Raw genomic sequence first — 21055 nt, 5'->3', positions numbered from 1 at the left:
CCCACGAACGGCAGAGCTGCGCGCATGACCGTGGAGACGTACGACTCCATCCGGCCGGGACAGGTCTGGCTCGACACGGACGGCAACCGGATCCAGGCCCAGGCGGACACGTCGGTGGCCGGCTACGTGTGGCTGTCCGTCCGGTTCGACGGTGGGATGCCGGTGCTCGACTGGCACGACGAGTGGCGGATCGAGGACCACGACTGATGCCGCCCTCCGGCTCCGGGGACCCGCGGCCCGTCGTCCCCGGGTTCCACCCCGACCCGAGCATCTGCCGGGTGGGGGACACCTACTGGATGGTCGTCTCCAGCTTCGAGTACGCGCCCGGTGTGCCGCTGTTCCGCTCGACCGACCTGGTCACGTGGAAGCAGGCCGGGCACGTGCTCGTTCGGCGGTCCCAGCTCGACGTATCCCGGGCGCCGGGCTCGGGTGGCATCACCGCCCCGACCATCCGGTTCCACGACGGCCGGTTCTGGATGATCACCACCAACCTCGCCGACGGCGGGTGGCAGGTCCTCGTGCACACCGACGACCCGCTGGGGGAGTGGTCGGAGCCGGTCCGGCTGACCGACGTGCGAGGCATCGACCCCGACCTAGCCTGGGACGACGACGGCACCCTGCTGGTCACCTACGCCGGCTTCGGCGCCGGCGGACCGGCCGGCCTGGTGCAGCAGGCGGTCGACCCGGTGTCCGGTCGTGCACTGACCGGACGGCGGCACGTCTGGCAGGGCACCGGCGGCCGGTTCCCGGAGGGGCCGCACCTCTACCGCATCGGTGGGTACTGGTACCTGCTGATCGCCGAGGGGGGCACCGAACGCGGGCACGCGGTGACGATTGCGCGGGGTCCCTCGCCGTCGGGGCCGTTCGAGCCGTGCCCGTGGAACCCGCTGCTCACCCACCGGGGGATCGAGTCACCGGTCCAGAACACCGGGCACTCGGACCTCGTGCAGCGGCCGGACGGCAGCTGGGCGGTCGTCTTCCACGGCGTGCGCCCGCGCGGGGCCAGCCCGCAGTTCCACGTGCTCGGGCGCGAGACGTTCGCCGCCGAGGTGGTGTGGGAGGACGGCTGGCCGCGTATCGGCGAGTGGCTGGCCCCGCCGACGGACGCGGTCGAGGTCGAGGAGCTGGCCGGCGCCGAGCTGCCGGTCTCCTGGGTCTCGCCCCGCCGGTTCCCCGGCGAGGTGCTCACCCGCGGCGAGGGCGGCTGGCGGTTGTGCGCTCGGGACGGCGACCTCGCCTCCGAGGACCTCGCGTTCGTGGGACGCAGACAGGAGCACCTGCACTGCCGGGCCCGCGCGGTCGTGGCGGCGGACGGGAACGGGGTCGGCGGGCTGTCGGTGCGCATGGATTCTCGGCACCAGCTCGCCCTGGAGGTGGACGGTGGCCGGGTCCGTGCAGTCGCGCACGTGGGCGCGCTGCGGCAGGTGCTGGGGGAGACCTCGGTCCCGGCGGGCGAGGACGTCGTCCTCGAGCTCCGCGCCGTGCCGGACGACGGCCACTTCTCCTCGACGGCGCTCGGCCCGGACCAGCTGGTCGCCGGGGTGGTGGACGCCGCAGGCGTGTTCGCCGAGCTCGGCCGGATCGACGGCCGCTACGTCTCCACCGAGGTGGCGGGCGGGATGACCGGGAGGCTGTTCGGCGTCTGGTGCTCCACCGGTGAGCTGGTCGTCCGCTCCTTCGCCTACGCCGGCGCCGATGACCCGGCCGCCGTCCCCACCGTCTGAGCACTGGAGGAACACGTGTCCCTGCGCATCACCCAACGCTGCCGCGTCGTCATCGACAACGACTGGGCCGGCGACCCGGACGGGCTGATGGCTCTGGCCCACCACCTGCTCAGCCCCGCCAACCGGGTGGATGCGGTGACCAGTTCGCACCTCAGTCCGGTGTTCGGCCCGCCCGAGGGCACGGCGGCCGCCGGAGCTGCGCTCGCCCAGGAGCTGGTCGACCTGGTGGGCACCCAGCGGCCGGTGGTCTGCGCCGGGTGCGACGTGCCGATCGGCGGGGGCGACACCTCGTCGGCGGCCGCGGACGCCATCGTCGCCGAGGCGCGGCGGGACGATGCGCTGCCGCTCTTCGTGGTCTGCGGGGGGCCGCTGACGAACGTGGCCCAGGCGCTGCGGGAGGCCCCGGAGATCGCTCCCCGGTTGACCCTGGTCTGGATCGGCGGAGCGCTGGACGCCGATGCCTTCGAGTACAACCGGGACACCGACACCGAGGCCGCCCGCGAGGTGCTGGGGCTCAAGGAGCTCGCGGTCTGGCAGTTCCCGCTGGAGACCTACCGGCGCTGCACGTACTCCGTCGCGGAGCTGGAGCACGACGTGGGCGGCGCCGGGCGGCTGGGTGCCTGGCTGTGGCGGCAGTACACCGAGCTGCCGATCCCCGACTTCATCGAGCTCGGTGAGCTGTGGCCGCTCGGCGACAGCGCACCGGTCCTGGTCACCGCCCTCGACGACGCGTCCTGCACCTGGACGGAGTCCCCGGCCGGGCCCGGACGCGCGGCCCGCCGGGTCTGCACCGACGTGGACCTCCGCCTCCTGGTCGCCGACCTGCTCGCCCGGCTCCGCCTGCACGAGCGCCGGGCGGGACACGGCGGCTGAGCGCCGCGGGGCCGGCGTCCTCGGCGCGCCGGCCTCGGAGGCGGTACTCGGCGACGGACGCAGTCGACGTCGTGATGCCGCGACCTCCGGGGTGGACCACGGGCCCCGGGAGAGGCCGGGCAGCCGGCCGGTGGCGATCCGTACGCCAGACTGGGGAGGTGACGATCGCGCTCGACCTGTCGGCCGTCGTGCTCCCGGACCGGCATCCGGTCACGACCTTCCTCGACGACGTGCGCGCCGCGGAGCGGGCGGGCGTGCGGACCGTCTGGACCTACGACCACCTGACCTGGCCCCGGCTTGCGGACGGGCCCTGGTACGGCGCCGTGCCGCTGCTCGCCGCGGCGGCGGTCAGCACGGAGCGGGTCCGGCTCGGGACGCTCGTCGCCTCGCCGAACTTCCGCCACCCCGTCCCGTTCGCCAAGGAGCTCATGACCCTCGACCAGCTCACGGGCGGCCGGCTCGAATTGGGAGTCGGGGTGGGCACCGAGGGGCACGACGCACAGGTGCTGGGCGGAGTGCCGCTGAGCCGGGCGCAGCGGGCGGAGCGGTTCGCCGAGTGGCTGGCGATGCTCGACCGGTTGCTCCGCGAGCCGGTGGCGACGATCGACGGGACGTGGTTCCAGGCGGTGGACGCCCACCAGCTGCCGGGCTGCGTGCAGCGGCCGAGGGTGCCGTTCACCGTGGCCGCGACCGGTCCTCGCGCGCTGCGGCTGGCGGCCCGCTACGGCTCGGCCTGGGTGACCTACGGCCCGTTCGGCGCCGACGTCGGGCCGGACGAGTGGTTCACCGCCGTCGCCGACCAGAGCCGCCGGCTGACCGAGGCGCTGGAGGACGAAGGGCGCGCGCCGGCCGAGCTGCGCCGCTCGGTGCTCCTCGGGCTGGAGGTGGCGTGGCCCTTCGAGAGCCGGGAGCGCTATCTCGACACCCTGGGGCGGCTGGCCGACTGCGGCATGAGCGAGGTCGCCGTGCACTGGCCGCGGCCCGACGGGCGCGGCGTCCCCGAGGCGGCCATGTCCTTCGTCCGCGACGCCCACGGCCTGTGACGCCGGTGTCGCACTGAGGCAGCGGCCGCTGGAGCGGCTCGCCGGGGTGCCGCACCGGGCCGTCACCTGCAGCGGCCCGCCGGGCGCGGCCCTGCACGGATCGGTCCGTCTACCGCTGGATGGCAGTGCCGGGCCGCCGCGGTGGCAGATCCCGGCAGGATCACGGGGGTGACCTCGACTCCTCCCTCCGACCCGACCGCGCTGCCGCTGGAGCGGAAGGCGGCCCTGCTCTCCGGCCAGGACTTCTGGTCCACCCCACCGATCGAGGAGGCCGGCCTGCCCTCGGTCGTGCTGACCGACGGGCCGCACGGCGTCCGACGCCAGGCGGCTGACTTCGGGCAGATCGGCCTGCTGGAGAGCCTGCCGGCCACCTGCTTCCCGCCCGCGGTCGCCGTGGGATCGAGCTGGGACCCCGAGCTCGCCGAGCGGCTGGGTGCGGCGGTCGGCCGGGAGGCCCGCGCGCTGGGCGTGCCGGTCGTCCTGGGCCCTGGCGTGAACATCAAGCGGTCGCCGCTGTGCGGGCGCAACTTCGAGTACTACTCGGAGGACCCGCTGCTCTCCGGCGTGCTGGGTGCCGCGCACGTCCGCGGGCAGCAGGGGGAGGGCGTGGGCGCCTCGGTGAAGCACTTCGCGGCCAACAACCAGGAGACCCAGCGCATGCAGGTCAGCGCCGAGGTCGACGAGCGCACCCTCCGGGAGATCTACCTGCCGGCCTTCGAGCGCGTCGTCACCGAGGCCCGGCCGGCGACGGTCATGTGCGCCTACAACAAGGTCAACGGCGTCTACGCCTCGCAGCACCGCTGGCTGCTGACCGATGTCCTCCGCGAGGAGTGGGGCTTCGAGGGCGTCGTCGTCTCCGACTGGGGAGCGGTGCAGGACCGCGTGGCCGCGCTGGAGGCCGGCCTCGACCTGCAGATGCCGGGTGACCACGGCACGGGGAACGGGCTCGTGGTCGAGGCGGTGCGGACGGGTGCCCTGGACGAGTCGGTCGTCGACCGGAGCGTGCGGCGGGTGGCCGCCCTCGCGGAGCTGGTGAACGAGCCCGCCGACGGCTTCGACGTCGACGCCCACCACGCTCTGGCCCGCGAGCTGGCGGCCGGCTGCCCCGTCCTGCTGAAGAACGACGGCGGTGCGCTGCCGCTGGCGCCCGGTGCGCGGGTCGCCGTGGTGGGGGAGTTCGCCCGCACCCCGCGCTACCAGGGCGGCGGCAGCTCCTACGTCAACGCCACCCGGGTCGACGACGCGCTCGGCGCCCTGCAGGACCTGACCACGGGGCCGGTGGCCTTCGCGCCGGGGTTCTCCCTCGACGCGTCCGGCGACGCCGCGGCCCTGCGCGACGAGGCGGTCGCCGTCGCCCGGGACGCCGACGTCGCCGTCGTGTTCGCAGGGCTGGCGGACGCCGACGAGTCGGAGGGCTTCGACCGGACGACCCTCGACCTGCCCGCCGACCAGGTGGCGCTGATCCGGGCCGTGGCGGCGGTGAGCCCGCGGACCGTCGTCGTGCTCTCCTCCGGCGGCATCGTCTCGCTGGAGGGCTGGCACGACGACGTCGACGCCGTCCTCGCCGGGTTCCTGCTGGGGCAGGCCGGCGGTGGTGCGCTGGCCGATCTGCTCACCGGCGCCGTCGACCCCTCCGGCCGGCTGGCCGAGACGATCCCGCTGCGGCTGCAGGACACCCCCGCCTACCTCAACTTCCCCGGGGAGCAGGGCTCCGTCCGCTACGGCGAAGGCGTGATGGTCGGCTACCGCCACTACACGACCGTCGAGCGCCCGGTGCGCTACCCGTTCGGCCACGGGCTGAGCTACACGACCGTCGAGACCGGCGACCTGCAGGTGACCGCCACCGGCGACGACACCGCCGCGGTGGCCGTGACGGTGACCAACACCGGCGAGCGGGCCGGCCGGCACGTGGTCCAGGTGTACGTCGCGACGACGGCCGGCCCGGTTCGTCGCCCGGCCCGGGAGCTCCGGGCGTTCCGGAAGGTGTCGCTGGCGCCGGGGGAGTCCCGGACGGTCTCCGTCGAGCTCGACCGGCGGGCCTTCGCCCACTGGGACGTCCGGGAGGGCCGCTGGCTCGTGGCGCCGGGGGAGTACACCGTGCAGATCGGCCGCAGCGCCACCGACGTCGTGGCCGAGGCGACGGTGACGCTGGCCGGGGACGTCGTCGTCCCGGAGCTCACGCTCGGCTCGTCGGTGGCGGAGTGGTTCGGCCACCCGGTGGTGGGTGCCCGGTTGCTGGAGGGGTTCCTCGCCACGATGCCCGAGGGCGCCGGGGAGATGCACGACGGGATGCTGCAGATGATCGGGTCGATGCCGATGGGTCGGTTCGCCGCCGACTTCGGCTCGGCGATCCCGCCCGCCGAGCTCGACCGGCTCATGGCCGAGGCGCGAGCCGCGCGGAACGGCTGAGCCTGCTCGGCGGATGTGCGCGCAGGCCCCGTTCCAGAGCCTGGAACGGGGCCCGCGCGCACACGCTCGGTCGCTAACCGTGGATCGACGTCTCGCGCGCGCCGCCGCCCGGCTGCGGCGAACCGGGCAACGCGCCGGCCTCCGGCTCGCCGTCGGCCCGCACCACCGGCAGGTCGTCCTCCGACGCGACCGCCTCACCGCGGGCGACCATGCCGGCGTAGTCCGACAGCGGGATCTCCTTCAGCGCCAGCGCCAGCAGGAACGCGACGGCCAGCACCGGCACCAGGTACCAGAACACCGGGGCGAGGCTGCTGGCGTAGGCGTCGACGATCGCGGACCTCAGCGGCTCCCCGGCCGCGTCCACCGCGGCCGGCACCAGGGTGTCCGGCGAGGTGATGCCGGCGCGGGCCGCCTGCTCGGCGTTCGTGGTGAGCGCCCCGGTCAGGTTCTCGGCCAGCCGGCTGGTGAACAGCGTGCCGAAGACCGCGACGCCCAGGGTGGCGCCGACCTCGCGGAAGTAGTTGTTCGTCGAGGTGGCGGTGCCGATCTGGGTGGCGGGCACCGCGTTCTGGGCCGCCAGCACGACGTTCTGCATGACCAGGCCGAGACCCGCGCCGAGCAGGAAGAACATCGCCCCGATCGTCCAGAGCGAGGTGTCGCCGGTGAGGCTGGTCATCCACACCATCGCCGCCGTGATCACGCCGACGCCGGCGACGGTGAAGACCTTGTACCGGCCGCTCCTGGCGATGTACACCGCCGAGCTCTGGATGGTGACGATGATGCCGGCGGTCATCGGCAGCATCAGCAGGCCGGAGTTCGCCGCGGACAGCCCGGAGGCCATCTGCAGGAACGTGGGCATGAACGCGATGGCGGAGAACATGCCCAGGCCGACGGCCAGCCCCAGCGCGGTGGCGACCACGAACGTGGGGTTGCGGAAGAGCGTCATCGGGATGATGGGCTCGGCGGCGCGGCGCTCGATCGCCACGAAGACGGCGGTGGCGGCCACCAGCGCGGCGAGCAGCGAGAGCGCCTGCCACGAACCCCAGCCGTCGCGGCCCCCGAAGTCGGTGAACAGCACCAGGGACGTCGTCGCGGCCGACAGCGCCAGGATGCCCGCGTAGTCCACCGGGGTGGTGCTCCGCTTGCGCGGCAGGGTCAGGGCGAACCAGCCGATGGCGAGCACCGCCAGGCCGACCGGCACGTTGATCCAGAACGCCCACTCCCAGCCGAACGCCGGGTGGTCGGTGAAGAAGCCGCCGACCAGCGGGCCGGCGACGGCGGAGAGGCCGAAGAGCGCGCCGATCGGGCCCATGTACTTGGCCCGCTCCCGCGCCGGGACGATGTCGGCGATGATCGCCTGGGCCAGGATCATCAGCCCGCCGCCGCCGAGGCCCTGCACCCCGCGCCAGACGACCAGCCAGGTGAAGTCCGGCGACAGCGCGGCGCCGACGCTCGCGACGGTGAACAGGGCGATGGCGACGAGGAACAGGGTCCGGCGGCCCCAGAGGTCGCCGAACTTCCCGTAGACCGGCATGACCAGGGTGGTGGCCAGCAGGTAGGCGGTGGTCATCCACGCCATGTGGGAGACCCCGCCCAGCTCGCCGACGACCGTCGGCATCGCCGTCGAGACGATCGTCTGGTCCAGGGCGGCCATGAGCATGCCGGCGAGCAGGGCGCCGAAGATGGTGTTGATCCGCCGCCGGGTCAGGACGATCGGCGGGGCACCGGCGTCGGTCGGTGCCGTGGTGGGGGCGGGCAACGGAGCTCCTCGGGAAGGGACGGCGCTGCAGGCGCAGCGGCGGCTCGGGTCGGGGGTGCGGACGGCGGTGTCCGCGGCGGGTCAGCGGGTCGCAGGAGGCGGGGCGGGCAGCCCGGCGGTGAGGACGTCCCAGGCCTCGTCGACGAGGTCGGGCAGCGAGGCGGTGAAATCCGTGGCCAGCCACCGTTGCAGCGACACCCGCATGGCGCAGGCCTGCACCGAGGCCAGCAAGGTCGGGTAGACGTCGGCGTCCACCCGGGTGCCGGTGCGCTCGGCGATCGCCGCGGCCAGCGCCCGCTCGGACTCGCCGAACGCGGCGACCAGCCGCTGGACGAGCGGGGGATGGGCATCGATCACCGTCATGCGCAGCGGCCACAGCGCGGACTCGTCGGCCATCTCCCGCGCCCGCTGCCGGTGGACCGCGCGCAGCGCCTCGACCGGGGTCTCGGCGGCCGGGCGATCGGCGAACTCTGAGGCGACCTTCGTGAGGTCCGCGGGGTCGAGGCCCACCACCGCGTCGACCTTCGTGGCGAAGTAGTTGAAGAAGGTGCGGGGGGAGACCTCGGCGCGGTCGGCGATCTCCTCGACCGACACGGCGTCCAGCCCGCGTTCGGCGACGAGCTCGAGCGCGGCCCGGTGCAGCGCCAGCCGGGTGGCGAGCTTCTTCCGCTCGCGCAGGCCGTCGGTCACATCATGGGAGCATGCACGAATAATGCACTGACTGCAAGTTTGCATATCTTGCAGCGTGTTGGCGGCAGGACCTCGCGCCCGCTCGTCGCAGGCAGGTGGTCGGTCAGCCCGCCGCGGTATTCGCCGGTACGCGGATGAGGTTGTCGTAGCGGTCGGTGCGCGACTGCTTGTCGGCGTACATCCGCTCGTCGGCGCGGCGGACCAGGTCCTCCACCGAGCACGGCTCCCGCGGGTCCCAGAGCTCGGCGCCGATGGAGAACCGGAGCTCGAAGGCGGCGCTGGAGCCGGCGTTGAAGGAGTCGAGCGCGTCCTGCACCCGCGAACGGGCGGTGGCCGCGTCCGCGCCGTCGCCGAGGAGGACGACGAACTCGTCCCCCCCGAGCCGGCCGAGGACGTCGCCGGACCGGCACGCCGCCCGCAGCACCGCCGCGGCCGAGGCGATGGCCCGGTCGCCCTCCTCGTGACCCAGGACGTCGTTCACCTGCTTGAGGCCGTCGAGGTCGAGGAAGACGGCCAGCCGCGTCTCGCCGGCCCGGGCGGCCCGGGCCAGCTCCAGCTCCGCCAGCTCGAACCAGCCCCGTCGGTTGTGGATCCTGGTGAGCTCGTCGGTCGAGGCGATCACCGCCATCGCCTGTTCCCGGCGACGGCTCAGCACGACCAGCGCGGTCCCGGTGGTCAGCAGCAGGGCCAGCACGAGCAGCTGGCTGCGCAGGCTGGCCCGCTCCAGGTGCCCCTGGAAGGCCTCCCGGGTCTGCACGCTGAACACCAGCCAGCTGGTGCCGTCGACGCGCTGCCAGGCGCTGACGTGGTCGGTGCCGCTCTCGTCGGTGTCCACGATGCCGTTCCCGCCGCCGGTGCGCGCGGCCGCCAGCACCTCGGGGTAGGGCAGCGGGGCCCCGATCAGCTCCGGCTCCGGGGCGCCGACGACGAGCCCGGCGGCGTCGACGATCCAGCCCTCGCCCTCCCCGGCGGTGAAGTACTCGGTGCTGGTCTCGCGAGCCGACCAGAAGCAGACGAACAGGCCGGCGCTCCCGTCGGACAGCCGGACCGGGGCACCCAGCGCGAGGGCGGGCTCGGCGCCGATGGTCACGATCCCGGACAGCGGGACCTCGCCGGCTGCCGGATCGCGGACCGCCGCGACCAACGGCTCGAACCCCGGGTCGGTGGGGGAGGCGGCGTCGCCGGTGGGCGCGTAGGACGCCACGATCTGACCGCGGGTGTTGAAGACGGCGGCACCGAGGTCCATGGCGCCGCCCGAGGTGACGACGATCTTCTGGATCCGCGCGGCGTCCTGTTCCGCAGCCGGCCCGTCCGTGGGCGTGGCGCTGAACGGCGGGACGCCGGACTGCTCCTGGACCGTCATGACCGAGGCCAGCTGGACGAAGCCGTCCCGCACGGTCTGGGCCGTCAGCTGACCGAGGACCGCCACCTGCTGGACGCGGTCCTCCCGGTGCTGGTCGATCGCGAGCGCGCCGGCCGCGTGCGTGGACACCAGCCCGAGCACACCCATCACCCCGACCAGCAGGCCGGACACCACGAGGGCACCCCGGCTGCGCCGCACCCCCGAGCTGGTGCTCGTACTGTCGTGTGCCACCTCGCGCCCCTTCCGGCCGACGCAGTCCCATCGGGTGTTCCCGGCCGACCTTGAGCTACGACGCGGCCCGCGGGTGCCGGCCACCTCGTACGGGTGAGCCGGCACAGGCCGGGCGGAGGACGACCTGCCCGCAGTCCCGGCGGGTGGCAGGCTCGGGGCCGTGGCGCGCGTGGGTCTGGTGCTGGGCGGGGGCGGCGTCGTCGGGCAGGCCTACCACTCGGGCGTGCTGGCCGTGCTGCAGCACGACGTGGGCTTCGACGCGCGGACGGCCGACATGATCGTCGGGACGTCGGCCGGCTCGATCACCGGCGCCCTCCTGCGGCTGGGCGTCGCCGCCGAGGACCTCGCCGCGTGGACGGTGAAGGCACCGCTGTCCGGCGACGACGCCGTGCTCCGGCAGGTGGCCGAGGCGTCGGTGCCCGAGCTCGCGCCGTTCCGGCCCTGGGAGCTGGTACGCCGCCCGCTGCGGCTGCCCGGGCGGCACATGGTGCAGCGGGCGCTCACCCGGCCGCTGCAGTTCCGCCCGATGGCCGCGGGCATGGCGCTCCTGGCGCCGGGGCGGCGCGACGTCGTCGAGCAGCTGGCGACGCTCCGGGAGCTGGCCGGCCCGGGCTGGCCCGACCGCGACCTGTGGGTGTGCGCAGTGCGCCGGCGGGACGGTCGCCGCGTCGTGTTCGGCCGCCCAGGTGCGCCGGAGGCGCCGCTGCACCTGGCCGTCGGAGCCTCGTGCGCGGTGCCGGGCTACTTCGCCCCGGTCACGGTCGGGCGGCACGACTACGTCGACGGCGGTGCGCACTCACCGACCAACGCCGCCGTCCTGCGCGGGCAGGGGCTGGACCTCGTCGTCGTCGTCGCGCCGATGAGCGGTCCCACCGGGTGGCGGCCCGGCGTGGTCCCGGCGGCCCGCCGCTACTCGGACCGACTGCTGCAGCGCGAGGTGCGGGCGCTCGAGGCCGACGGCGTCGCGACGGTCGTCTTCCGGCCCGGGCCCGGTGAGCAGCTGGTGATGGGCAACGACATGATGTCGCGCGCCCGGCTGGACGAGGTCGTGCAGCAGTCGTTCCTGACGGCGGGGGCCCACGCGGCCAAACCGGAGGTTGCCGTGCTGCTCCGCGCGGCCGCCGGCCGCGGCTGATCCCCGGTCAGAACGAGGCGTCCAGCTGGGCGAGCAGCGTGGGGCCGTCCCAGGTCGGCGGCGGCATGATCCGCCGGATGGTCAGCAGCGGGTACGCCGGGTCCTGGGGATCGGCGAGCTGGAACGCCGCCCGGTAGCCGGCCGCTGCCACGTGGGGCAGCGCCTCCGGCGACCACATCCCGTGCGGGTAGGCCAGCACCTCCACCGGGTGCCCGAGGATCTCGCCCAGCTCGGCCCGTGGCTGGTCCAGCTGCGTCGCCCACTCGTCGCCGGTCAGCCGGTCGACCCGCTGGTGGTCCCAGGTGTGCGCACCGATGGTCATGCCGGCCCGGTCCAGCTCGCGCAGCTGCTCGGCGCTGAGCCAGTCCGCCTTGCCGAGGACCACGGTCATCGGGAAGAAGGCCGCCGGGTAGCCGAACTCCTGGAGCACGGGGAGGCCCACCGAGTGGTGGGTCGCCGAGCCGTCGTCGAAGGTGAGCACGACGGGCCGGTCGGGCAGCGGTGCGCCGAACTGCAGGTGGTCCAGGAGCTCCGGGACGCCGATCGGGGTGCGGCCACCGTCGCGCAGCGCCTGCAGCTGGGCTCGGAAGGCCGCCGGCGGGGTGATCATCGTGCGGGCGTACGCGCTGTCCTCGGCGCGGAACTCGCGCAGCTGGTGGAAGCAGAGCACCGGCACGGTCGACCGGGCCAGCAACTCCTCCGCGGTCGCCGGGGTCGGCGGAGCGCTGGACGGAGCCGGCGTGTCCGCCGGCGTCGGCGTGCCCGGTCGCGACGTGCGGGGGCTGCGCCCGGTGGGAGCGGCCGAGCGGTCGGCGGCCGGGCTGGAGCAGGCCCCGAGCAGGGTGGCCCCGGCCGCGGCGAGGAACGTCCGTCTGCGCACGGCCCCACCCTCGCGGGCAGCTGCCGCCGGGGCAAGGAGGCCGACCGCGGACCCCGCTGACGGGTGCCGCCGGCGGGCCCCTACCGTGCTCGGGGCGAGCCCGGGGCGGGCCGGGGACGAGGAGGTGCGGGGCCGGATGGACGCTCTCCTCCCGGGCGGGCTGCTGCCCGAGGGGCTCACCGGCGGCGTCTTCCTGCTCCTGCTGCTCGCCGCGCTGACGGCCGGGTGGATCGACGCCGTGGTCGGGGGCGGCGGTCTCGTGCAGCTGCCCGCGCTGCTGCTCGTCCCGGGGATGAGCCCCGTGCAGGCGCTGGCCACCAACAAGCTGGCGTCGGTGTTCGGCACCACGACCAGCGCCGTCACCTACTACCGCCGGGTCCACCCCGACCTGCGGACCGCCCTGCCGATGGCCGGGGTGGCCCTGGTGGGCAGCATCGCGGGGGCCTCGGTGGCCGCGGCGCTCCCGGCCGCGGTCTTCAAACCGGTCATCGTCGTCGCGCTCGTCGGCATCGCCGCCTTCACGCTGCTGCGGCCGTCGCTCGGCGAGGTGACCGAGCTGCGGTACAGCGGGCGGCGGCACCACGGCGTCGCCGCGGCGGTCGGTGCGGCCATCGGGTTCTACGACGGCATCCTCGGCCCCGGGACCGGCTCCTTCCTGGTGTTCGCGCTGGTGTCGCTCCTGGGCTACGACTTCCTGCACGCCAGCGCCAAGGCCAAGATCGTCAACGTCGCCACCAACCTGGGCGCCCTGGTCTTCTTCGTGCCCTACGGAGCGGTGTTCTGGGGCCTCGGCATCCTGATGGGCGCCGCCAACATGCTCGGTGGCTACCTGGGCTCGCGCACTGCGACCACCCGCGGCAGCGGCTTCATCCGCGTCGTCTTCCTCGTGGTCGTCACCGCGCTGATCGGCCGGCTCGGCTGGGACGTCTGGGCCGAGAACATCCGTCCGCTCGTCGACTGACCCGGCGGACCGGTGGACAGCCGGGTCGCCCGCCGACAGACTGCCGGGACGACGCGGACGGCGAGGTCAGCGGGAGGTTCGGATGCCCTATCCCTTCGACCGGGGCGGCAGCGGGACCGGGCCGGACGGCATCCGCCGCTACACCGGCCTGCCGCAGAACCTGGTGCAGCTGCTGCGCGCCGCCGTCGATGCCCACCCCGACGCCGAGGCGCTGGTCGAGCTCGGCGGCGAGCGCGTCACCTACCGGGAGCTGTGGGAGCGGGCGTCCCGCGTCGCCGGCGGGCTCCGGGCGGCCGGGGTGGCGCCGGGCGACCGGGTGGCGAACCGGCTGGGCAACGGCACCGACTGGGTGCTCGCCTTCTGGGGGACGCTGCTCGCCGGCGCCGTCGTCGTCCCGGTCAACACCCGGTTCGCCGAGCCGGAGGTGCGCTACGTCGTCGAGGACTCCGGTGCCGCGCTCGTCGTCGGGCCCGGCGCGGCACTGCCCGACGGCGAGCCGCTCGCCGTCACCGACCAGGGGCACACCGACCTGGCCGGGATCTTCTACACCAGCGGCACGACCGGCTTCCCCAAGGGTGCGATGACCACCCACGAGAACTTCCTGTCCAACGTCGAGACCTGCCTGCGCTGCCTCGGGCTGCCGCGGGACGAGCGGCTCTCGACGCTGATCTCGGTGCCGCTCTTCCACGTGACCGGGTGCAACTCCCAGCTGCTGGTCGTCACCGCGCTGGCCGGGACGTCGGTGATCATGCCGGCGTTCGAGGTCGGCGCCTTCCTGCGGGCGATCGAGGAGGAGCGCATCTCCGTGCTCACCACCGTCCCGGCGATCTACTGGCTGGCGCTCCAGCAGCCCGGTTTCGCCGACGTGGACACCTCGTCGGTGCGGGCGGTCAGCTACGGCGGCGCGCCGATCGCCCCGGACCTGGTGCACCGCATCAAGGCGGCGTTCCCGACGGCCCGGGTGGGCAACGGCTTCGGCCTGACCGAGACGTCCTCGGTCTCGACCTACCTGCCCGACGAGTACGCCGCCGAGCACGCCGACTCCGTCGGGTTCGCCGCCCCCGTCGTCGACCTCGACGTGGCCGATCCGGACCCGGCCACCGGTGTGGGAGAGCTGCTGATCCGCGGCCCGAACGTGGTCGCCGGCTACTGGCGCAAGCCCGAGCAGACGGCGGAGACCTTCGTCGACGGGTGGCTGCACAGCGGCGACCTGGCCCGCATCGACGACGAGGGGCTCGTGTACGTCGTCGACCGCAAGAAGGACATGATCAACCGCGGCGGGGAGAACGTGTACTGCGTCGAGGTGGAGAACGCCCTGGCCGCCCACCCCGCCGTGGGCGAGGTCGCCGTCGTCGGCGTGCCCGACCCGATGATGGGGGAGAAGGTCGGCGCCGTCGTCGTCCCGCGTCCGGGGCAGGAGCTCGACCCGGCCGGCCTGCTGGCCTTCGCCCGTGAGCGGCTCGCCGACTTCAAGGTGCCGCAGTTCGTCTCCGTGCGCGCCGATCCGCTGCCGCGCAACCCCGGCGGCAAGGTGCTCAAGCCGCCGCTGCGCGAGCAGACGGACTGGCAGACCGCCCACTCACCCCGCTGAAGAAGGACCACCCTTCCCCCCACGCCTCGCCCGCTCGGCGCGGGCCCCGAAGGGTGGCCGTCCGGAACACCGCACAACACCTGGGAGGCCCCGCAGTGCCCACCGTCGAGACCGTCCGTGGCCCGATCGACACCGCCGAGCTCGGTGCGACCCTCATGCACGAGCACGTGTTCGTGCTCTCGACCGAGCACGTGCAGAACTACGGCACCGGCGACTGGTGGGACGAGGACGAGCGGGTCGCCGACGCGGTCGACCAGCTGAACGAGCTCAAGGCGCTGGGCATCGACACGATCGTCGACCCGACGGTGTGGGGACTGGGGCGCTACATCCCGCGGGTGCAGCGGGTCGCCGAGCAGACCGACATCAACATCGTCGTGGCGACCGGGCTCTACACCTACGACGAGATCCCGCACCAGTACGAGCACCGCGGCCCGGGGCTGCTGCTCGACCTGCCGCGTGACCCGATGGTCGACGACTTCACCGGCGACATCCGCGATGGCATCGCCGGCACCGGGGTGAAGGCCGCGTTCCTCAAGTGCGTCATCGAGGCGAAGGGGCTCACGTCGGGCGTCGAGCGGACCGTGCGCGCCGTCGCCGCGACCCACCGGGAGACGGGCGCGCCGATCACCGTGCACACCTCGTCGCACACCGGCGCCGGCCGGCTGGCGGTGCAGGTCTTCGGCGAGGAGGGCGTGGACCTCACCAAGGTCGTCATCGGGCACGCCGGGGACAGCAACGACCTCGACTACCTGAGCGAACTGGCCGAGGCCGGCTGCCTGCTCGGCATGGACCGGTTCGGCCTCGACATCTACAACCCGACCTCCTCGCGGGTGGACACCATCGTCGCGCTGGCCGAGCGGGGCTACGCCGACCGGATGGTGCTCGCCCACGACGCCAGCTGCTACATCGACTACTTCCCGGGCGCCGAGGGGCAGGCCGCGAAGCAGCAGATCGCGCCGAACTGGAACTACACGCACATCAGCAGGGACGTGCTGCCGATGCTGCGCGAGCGCGGGATGACCGAGGAGCAGCTCCGCCAGATGCTGGTCGACACGCCACGGCGCTACTTCGAGTAGGGCGGGCGGGCCACCCGGGCGCCGTCCGGCGACACGGCCACCGGATCCCCGCGGGGCGTCCGGTGGCCGTGTCCGCGCTCAGCGGCCGGTGAACACCGGCGGGCGCCGGCCCAGGAAGGCCGCGACCCCCTCGGCGAAATCGGCCGTCGCGGCCAGCTCGGCCTGCCCGGACGCCTCCCGCTCCAGGGCCGGCTCGAGCTCGCCCAGGCTCGCCGCGTTGATCGCCGCCTTGGTCCGGGCGAGCGCGGCGGGGGGGCCGGCTGCCAGGCGGGCGGCCAGCTCGGCCCCGTCGGCCTGCAAGCGGTCGTCGTCGACCACCAGGGCGGCCAGACCGCACGCCAGGGCCTCCTCGGCGGGCATCTTCTCGGCCAGCAGGGCCATCCGCATGGCGCGCCCCCGTCCGGCGGAGGCGGCGACCAGCGCGGTGGCGCCGCCGTCGGGCATCAGGCCGATCCGGGTGAAGGCGAGCATGAGGTACGCCGACCGGCTCATCACCACCAGGTCGCAGGCCAGCGCCAGCGAGCAGCCGACGCCCGCCGCGGGGCCGTGCACCAGGGCCAGCACGGGTACCGGGACGTCGCGGATCGCCCGGACGGCCCGGTTGGCCGCCTGCACGGAGACCTCCTCCTCCGAGCCGCCCAGGTCGGCGCCGGAGGAGAAGGCCCGCCCGGCGCCGGTGAGGGACACCGCGCGGATGCCGGGGTCCCGGCCGGCGGCGGTCACCGTCGCGGCGAGGTCCTCGAGCAGCTCGGTGGTGACGGCGTTGAGCGACTGCGGCCGGTCCAGGACCAGGCGCAGCACGCCGTCGGTGACGCTGCGCTCGAGACCGCTGGTCGCGGTGCCGGCGGTCACTGCGTCACCAGGGCGTCGCGCCGCACCTGCTCGCGCAGCGGGGACTTGAGGATCTTCCCCGAGGCGTTGCGCGGCAGCTCGTCGAGCACCACCACCTTGGTGGGCTTCTTGTACGACGCGAGGCGCGTGCCGCAGAAGTCGATCAGCTCGCGCTCGGCCGGCGGGTCGGCGGGGTCGTGCGGGACCACCACGGCGACGGGCGTCTCGCCCCACCGGGGGTGCGGCCCGCCCACGAGGGCGACCTCACGCACCTTCGGGTGGTCGGCGATCACGGCCTCCACCTCGGCGCTGTAGATGTTCTCCCCGCCGGAGATGATCATGTCCTTGAGGCGGTCGACGACGTAGTAGAAGCCGTCCTCGTCGACGCGCACGAGGTCGCCGGAGTGGAACCAGCCGCCGCGGAAGGCCTCCTCGGTCGCCGTCGGGTTGTTCCAGTAGCCCACCATGGTCTGCGGTCCGCGGTAGACGATCTCGCCGATCTCGCCCTGGGGGACGTCCTCCATCGCCGGGTCCACGACGCGCACGGACACCAGCGGCACCGGCTTGCCGATGGAGCCGATCTTGGTGATGGCGTCCTCGCCGGGGAGCACGGTGGTGATCGGCGACATCTCCGTCTGCCCGAAGGTGCACACGTTCGGCACGCCGGGGAACGCCTCGGCCATGGCGCGCAGCACCGCCGGGGTGGCCGGCGCCGCACCCCAGGCCATGCTCCGCAGCCGGATGTCCCGGCCGGGGATGGTGGGGCTGGCGCAGACCGCCTGCCACTGCGTCGGGACCAGGAAGGCGCTGGTGGCGCCCTCGGCCTCGAGCAGGTCCAGGAACGCCTCGGGATCGAATGCCCCGGTGGGGGTGATCACGGTCGTGAAGCCGAGGACGAGGTTCGGCACGAGCGCGCCGACGGCGGCGATGTGGAACATCGGCGAGGTGACGAGGCTGATCTCGTCGTCCCGGACCAGGCGGAACGCCTGCACCAGCGTGAGCGTCTGCCCCAGCAGGTTCTCGTAGGTGAGCATCGCCCCCTTGGGCAGCCCGGTCGTGCCGGAGGTGTACATGATGAAGGCGACGTCCTCGAGCCGGTCGGGGCCGGCCGCGGGGTGCGGCTCGGAGCCGGTGAGCACCTCCTCGTAGCGCTCGGCACCGGGGCCGGCACCGGCGACGTCCTCCCCGACGACGAGGCAGGGCAGCCCGCCCGCCCGGTCGGCCCGGACACCGGCGACCAGGGGCGCCAACGGCTCCTCGACGACGACCGCGCAGGAGCCGGAGTTCTCGGCGAGGAAGGCCACCTCGGTGGCGACCAGGCGGAAGTTCACCGGGACGGCGATCGCGCCGAGCCGGTTGACCGCGATCAAGGTCTCGACGAACTCCGGGCGGTTGGTGAGCAGCATCAGCACCCGGTCACCGGCGCCGACCCCGCGGTCCTCGAGCGCCCGCGCGAGCCGCCGGGTCCGGTCCTCGAGCTCCCGCCAGGTCGTCGTCGCGCCGCGGAAGCGCAGCGCCGCGCGCTCCGGGTGGGTGGCGGCGTGCTTGGCGACCTGGTGCACCCAGGTGAGCCGCTGCTGCGGGTGGTGGGCGGTGTCCATGCCTGTCGTGTCCTCCCTGCTGGTGCGGACGGTCACCGGGTGGCCGTCCGCGGGTCGTCGTCGATGTCGTCGGAGAGGTGCTGCGGGTTCCAGACCAGCAGCCGGTCGGTGGTCATCGCGTGGAGCGCGGCGGCCAGGTCCGGGTCGGCGACGTCGACGTCGCCGACCCGGATGCGCTCGGCCAGCTCCGTCTCGTCGCGCACGCCGAGGTCGGCGAGCAGCTGCTCGTACCGGGCCTGCGCGGCGGGGCCGAGCTCGAGTTCGCGTTCCAGTGCGGCCAGCAGGTTGGCGGCGACGCGGGCCTGGAAGGAGAGCGTGCCGGTGGTCCCGGGCATCACCTCGCGCTCCAGGAACTCCCGGACGGCGACGACGACCTCGCGGGCGTCGGGGAACGTGTGCAGCATCAGGCCGGCCTCCCGTCGGCGGTGCGGCGGCCGAGCATGCGGAGCAGGTCGAACTCCTGCTCGGCGACCCGCCGGCCGATGGCCGCGAGCTCCACGGAGCGGGTCGCCCCGGAGAAGTGCCGCTGCGCCTGCACCATCGATCCCACGCCCCAGTTGAGGGTGCCCGCGACCTGCCACCAGTGGACGACCTCGGGATCCGGGCGTGCGCCGCCGGCCTCCTCGTAGGCGTCGAACAGCTGGCGGAACCCGCCCACGCCGGCGACCGGCCGCGGGCCGCCGAACCGCCAGGCGCGGATGCTCAGGTAGCCGAGGTCCTCCATCGGGTCCCCCCGGTGCACGAGCTCCCAGTCGAGGACGGCCCGCAGCCCGGTGGGGCCCACGATCACGTTGCCGAGCCGGAAGTCGCCGTGCACCAGGCACGGGTCAGCGGCAGGTCCGGGCCGCGATGCCGCGAGCCAGGCGAACGCCAGCTCCAGCACCGGCCGGGCGACACCGACGGCCTCGTACCGCGCCCGGAGGTCCTCGACGAGGTCGACCCGGGGGATGTCCGGGACCTGGTCGGCGGCGATGCCGTGGATGCGTGCGGCGGCGCGACCCAGGTCGGCGGCGAGCACTTCCCGGGCGGGCGCGTACCGGTCGTCGCGGAGGATCCGGCGGGCGATCGTCTCGCCCTCGACGAAGGACATGAGCAGGTAGGGGGCGCCCAGGACCTCCGCGTCGGCCGACCAGTCGAGCAGCTCGGGGACCGGGACGCCGTGCCGACGGGCGGCACCGATCGCGAGCGCCTCGCGCCGCATCTCGTCGGGGCGCGGTTCCGACGGCGGGTCCCGCCGGAGGACGAGCCGCGGGCCGGACCCCTCGTCGCCTGCCGCGGTGAGCGTCCACGTCTCGCGGCTCGCACCGCCGGACAACCGGCGCAGATCGCGCACGGTGACCGGACGCCCGAGGACCTCCGCCAGCCGGCGCCCGAGCGCGACCGCCAGCCGGTCCACCTCCGACGGTTCGCCGCCGACGGCCACCTCCGGCCGCATCGCCGCCACCTCCACGGGCACCTTCCTTGAACGCTCGCTCAGGGCACGCGACTCCAGCGGCCGCAGCCAGTGAACGGGATCACGTCGGACCGGCGCAAGGGGTTGACATGGATCACAGTTTGCATTGTCCTATGTAGCGCTCGCTCAGTGAGCGTCCAACCCGTGGAGCCGCGTCTGAGGCGGTTTCCGCCCAACAGTGGAGGTTGCCTTGAGCCGCCGTCGTCCCGTCGTCGCCATGACCTGCGCCGCTCTCGTGCTGACCGCCTGCGGAGGGCGCGCCGACAGCACGGCCGCCTCCGCCGACGGGGGCGAGTGCGACCCCGGGATCACCGACTCCACGATCCGGATCGGCTCGAGCCTGCCCATGTCCGGCGCGGGCGCGGTGTACGGCTCCATCGGCCGGGCCGCCCAGGCGTACTTCGAGGACCTCAACGCCGCCGGTGGCGTGGAGATGGGCGACGGGGTGACCCGCACCGTGGAGTACCGGGCGATGGACGACGCCTACGACCCGGCGCGCACGGTCAGCAACACGCGCACCCTGGTCGAGCAGGACCAGGTGTTCGCGATGATGAACGTCCTGGGCACCTCGCCCAACCTCGCCATCGGCGACTACGTCGCCGGCAACGGCGTGCCCAACCTCTTCGCCATGACGGGCACGGACGAGTTCATGGCCCAGGACGAGTACTGGTCCATGGGGTTCCTCCCGCAGTACGAGTTCGAGGCCCAGGTCATGGCCGACTACGTGCTGGAGCAGAACCCCCAGGCGAAGGTCGGCCTGCTCTACCAGAACGACGGCTTCGGAAAGGGCATGCTGGCGAACTTCCAGCGGGAGTTCGAGGGCACCGGGGTCGAGATCGTCAGCGAGCAGGCCTACGAGCAGTCCGGTGGATCGGCCGACTCCCAGGTCGTCAACCTCGCCAACTCCGGCGCCGACGTGTGGCTCAACTACGCCACCGGCACCTTCATGACGCAGTCGCTGAAGAAGGCGCACGAGATCGGCTGGCAGCCGTTGACCCTGGTGACCTCCGGGACCAACCACGCGCAGGCCGTCATGCAGCCGGCCGGTGAGGGCGCCGTGGACGCGGTCTCCTTCACCTGGCTCAAGGACGTCTCCGACCCCGGCTGGGCCGAGGACGAGGGGATGCAGGCCTGGCAGGCGTTCGCGGAGAAGCACGGCGGGGACTTCGAGGCCGCCGACTCCACGGCGGCGAACGGCTACACCGTCGCGCAGGCCATGGTGGAGGTGCTCGAGCAGATGGAGGGCTGCACCCGGCAGGACATGCTCGACGCCGCCCAGAACCTCTCGGGTGTCGCGCCCGACCTGTTCCTCCCCGGCGTGACCATGGAGACCTCGCCCGACTACCCCTACACCACCACCCAGGTGCAGATGATGACCTTCGACGGCACCACCTGGGAGCTGCAGGGCGACGTCATCGAGCGGTCCCGGTGACCC

18 protein-coding genes are annotated in these 21055 nt (G+C 73.9%); 10 read left to right on the top strand and 8 right to left on the bottom strand.

All coding sequences use genetic code 11. The features are described 5' to 3' along the window. Window positions 1-24: 24 nt before the first annotated feature. The 5 genes from ACI79Q_RS01005 (at window position 25) to ACI79Q_RS00985 (ending at window position 6049) form a co-directional block, all read left to right on the top strand. Window positions 25-207: a hypothetical protein gene (locus ACI79Q_RS01005; protein ID WP_456588011.1), complete on the top strand. Its 183-nt coding sequence runs from the start codon at window positions 25-27 to the stop codon at window positions 205-207. Then, window positions 207-1724 carry a family 43 glycosylhydrolase gene (locus tag ACI79Q_RS01000; RefSeq protein WP_456613952.1) on the top strand — a complete coding sequence of 506 codons (1518 nt, stop codon included), beginning with the start codon at window positions 207-209 and terminating at the stop codon, window positions 1722-1724. The genes ACI79Q_RS01005 and ACI79Q_RS01000 overlap by 1 nt, the downstream gene beginning before the upstream one ends. 15 nt (window positions 1725-1739) lie before the next feature. Beyond that, a complete protein-coding gene (locus tag ACI79Q_RS00995) occupies window positions 1740-2597 on the top strand; it encodes a nucleoside hydrolase (RefSeq protein ID WP_456599226.1) in 858 nt (285 codons plus the stop codon). 158 nt (window positions 2598-2755) lie between these two features. Beyond that, window positions 2756-3640, top strand: a complete 885-nt coding sequence (locus ACI79Q_RS00990) for an LLM class flavin-dependent oxidoreductase (protein ID WP_456613951.1) — start codon at window positions 2756-2758, stop codon at window positions 3638-3640. Between the two features lie 168 nt (window positions 3641-3808). Next, window positions 3809-6049 (top strand): glycoside hydrolase family 3 C-terminal domain-containing protein, encoded by a 2241-nt coding sequence (locus tag ACI79Q_RS00985; protein WP_456599228.1) that lies wholly within the window; start codon window positions 3809-3811, stop codon window positions 6047-6049. A 73-nt stretch (window positions 6050-6122) separates the two neighbouring features. On the opposite strand, the gene ACI79Q_RS00980 is transcribed toward ACI79Q_RS00985, so the two are convergent. From ACI79Q_RS00980 to ACI79Q_RS00970, 3 genes are all read right to left on the bottom strand, one after another. Continuing rightward, the gene (locus tag ACI79Q_RS00980; RefSeq protein ID WP_456588006.1) at window positions 6123-7808 is read right to left on the bottom strand and encodes an MDR family MFS transporter; all 1686 of its coding nucleotides are present in this window, start codon (window positions 7806-7808) and stop codon (window positions 6123-6125) included. A gap of 81 nt (window positions 7809-7889) precedes the next feature. After that, on the bottom strand, window positions 7890-8498 hold the full coding sequence (locus ACI79Q_RS00975; RefSeq protein WP_456588005.1) for a TetR/AcrR family transcriptional regulator: 609 nt from the start codon (window positions 8496-8498) through the stop codon (window positions 7890-7892). Window positions 8499-8601: 103 nt separating this feature from the next. Then, window positions 8602-10092 carry a diguanylate cyclase gene (locus ACI79Q_RS00970; protein ID WP_456613950.1) on the bottom strand — a complete coding sequence of 497 codons (1491 nt, stop codon included), beginning with the start codon at window positions 10090-10092 and terminating at the stop codon, window positions 8602-8604. Between the two features lie 160 nt (window positions 10093-10252). Between ACI79Q_RS00970 and ACI79Q_RS00965 the strand changes: the two genes are divergently transcribed. Next, window positions 10253-11227 (top strand): patatin-like phospholipase family protein, encoded by a 975-nt coding sequence (locus ACI79Q_RS00965; protein ID WP_456613949.1) that lies wholly within the window; start codon window positions 10253-10255, stop codon window positions 11225-11227. Window positions 11228-11234: 7 nt separating this feature from the next. On the opposite strand, the gene ACI79Q_RS00960 is transcribed toward ACI79Q_RS00965, so the two are convergent. Beyond that, complete coding sequence (locus ACI79Q_RS00960; RefSeq protein ID WP_456613948.1) at window positions 11235-12107, bottom strand: polysaccharide deacetylase family protein; 873 nt, start codon at window positions 12105-12107, stop codon at window positions 11235-11237. Window positions 12108-12243: 136 nt separating this feature from the next. Here ACI79Q_RS00960 and ACI79Q_RS00955 point away from each other — a divergent pair, with 136 nt between their 5' ends. The 3 genes from ACI79Q_RS00955 (at window position 12244) to ACI79Q_RS00945 (ending at window position 15735) form a co-directional block, all read left to right on the top strand. Continuing rightward, window positions 12244-13068, top strand: coding sequence for a sulfite exporter TauE/SafE family protein (locus ACI79Q_RS00955; RefSeq protein ID WP_456613947.1), 825 nt, complete (start codon window positions 12244-12246; stop codon window positions 13066-13068). 82 nt (window positions 13069-13150) lie between these two features. After that, a complete protein-coding gene (locus ACI79Q_RS00950) occupies window positions 13151-14659 on the top strand; it encodes a class I adenylate-forming enzyme family protein (protein WP_456599233.1) in 1509 nt (502 codons plus the stop codon). A 95-nt stretch (window positions 14660-14754) separates the two neighbouring features. Then, a complete protein-coding gene (locus ACI79Q_RS00945; RefSeq protein WP_456612091.1) occupies window positions 14755-15735 on the top strand; it encodes a phosphotriesterase family protein in 981 nt (326 codons plus the stop codon). A 78-nt stretch (window positions 15736-15813) separates the two neighbouring features. On the opposite strand, the gene ACI79Q_RS00940 is transcribed toward ACI79Q_RS00945, so the two are convergent. From ACI79Q_RS00940 to ACI79Q_RS00925, 4 genes are read right to left on the bottom strand one after another with little or no spacing between them, the layout of a single operon-like run. Next, the gene (locus tag ACI79Q_RS00940) at window positions 15814-16587 is read right to left on the bottom strand and encodes an enoyl-CoA hydratase-related protein (RefSeq protein ID WP_456599235.1); all 774 of its coding nucleotides are present in this window, start codon (window positions 16585-16587) and stop codon (window positions 15814-15816) included. Further along, entirely contained in the window at window positions 16584-18167 is a 1584-nt protein-coding gene (locus ACI79Q_RS00935) for a long-chain-fatty-acid--CoA ligase (protein ID WP_456613946.1), read from the bottom strand. The genes ACI79Q_RS00940 and ACI79Q_RS00935 overlap by 4 nt, the downstream gene beginning before the upstream one ends. Before the next feature lie 32 nt (window positions 18168-18199). Continuing rightward, window positions 18200-18571, bottom strand: a complete 372-nt coding sequence (locus ACI79Q_RS00930) for a DUF6285 domain-containing protein (protein WP_456599237.1) — start codon at window positions 18569-18571, stop codon at window positions 18200-18202. Beyond that, window positions 18571-19617 (bottom strand): phosphotransferase family protein, encoded by a 1047-nt coding sequence (locus ACI79Q_RS00925; protein WP_456613945.1) that lies wholly within the window; start codon window positions 19615-19617, stop codon window positions 18571-18573. The genes ACI79Q_RS00930 and ACI79Q_RS00925 overlap by 1 nt, the downstream gene beginning before the upstream one ends. 220 nt (window positions 19618-19837) lie before the next feature. On the opposite strand from ACI79Q_RS00925, the gene ACI79Q_RS00920 reads away from it, so the two are divergent. Continuing rightward, window positions 19838-21052, top strand: coding sequence for an ABC transporter substrate-binding protein (locus ACI79Q_RS00920; RefSeq protein WP_456599239.1), 1215 nt, complete (start codon window positions 19838-19840; stop codon window positions 21050-21052). Window positions 21053-21055 lie beyond the last annotated feature (3 nt).

It is taken from the genome of Blastococcus sp. SYSU DS0828 (genome assembly GCF_054050975.1).
This window is presented reverse-complemented; position numbering and strand designations above follow the sequence as displayed.

Excerpts from the sequence above, each read along its gene's own strand:
- ACI79Q_RS01000 (WP_456613952.1), top strand. The coding sequence starts at position 207 with ATGCCGCCCTCCGGCTCCGGGGACCCGCGGCCCGTCGTCCCCGGGTTC.
- ACI79Q_RS00935 (WP_456613946.1), bottom strand. The coding sequence starts at position 18,167 with ATGGACACCGCCCACCACCCGCAGCAGCGGCTCACCTGGGTGCACCAG.
- ACI79Q_RS00920 (WP_456599239.1), top strand. The coding sequence starts at position 19,838 with ATGACCTGCGCCGCTCTCGTGCTGACCGCCTGCGGAGGGCGCGCCGAC.
- ACI79Q_RS01005 (WP_456588011.1), top strand. The coding sequence starts at position 25 with ATGACCGTGGAGACGTACGACTCCATCCGGCCGGGACAGGTCTGGCTC.
- ACI79Q_RS00955 (WP_456613947.1), top strand. The coding sequence starts at position 12,244 with ATGGACGCTCTCCTCCCGGGCGGGCTGCTGCCCGAGGGGCTCACCGGC.
- ACI79Q_RS00950 (WP_456599233.1), top strand. The coding sequence starts at position 13,151 with ATGCCCTATCCCTTCGACCGGGGCGGCAGCGGGACCGGGCCGGACGGC.
- ACI79Q_RS00930 (WP_456599237.1), bottom strand. The coding sequence starts at position 18,571 with ATGCTGCACACGTTCCCCGACGCCCGCGAGGTCGTCGTCGCCGTCCGG.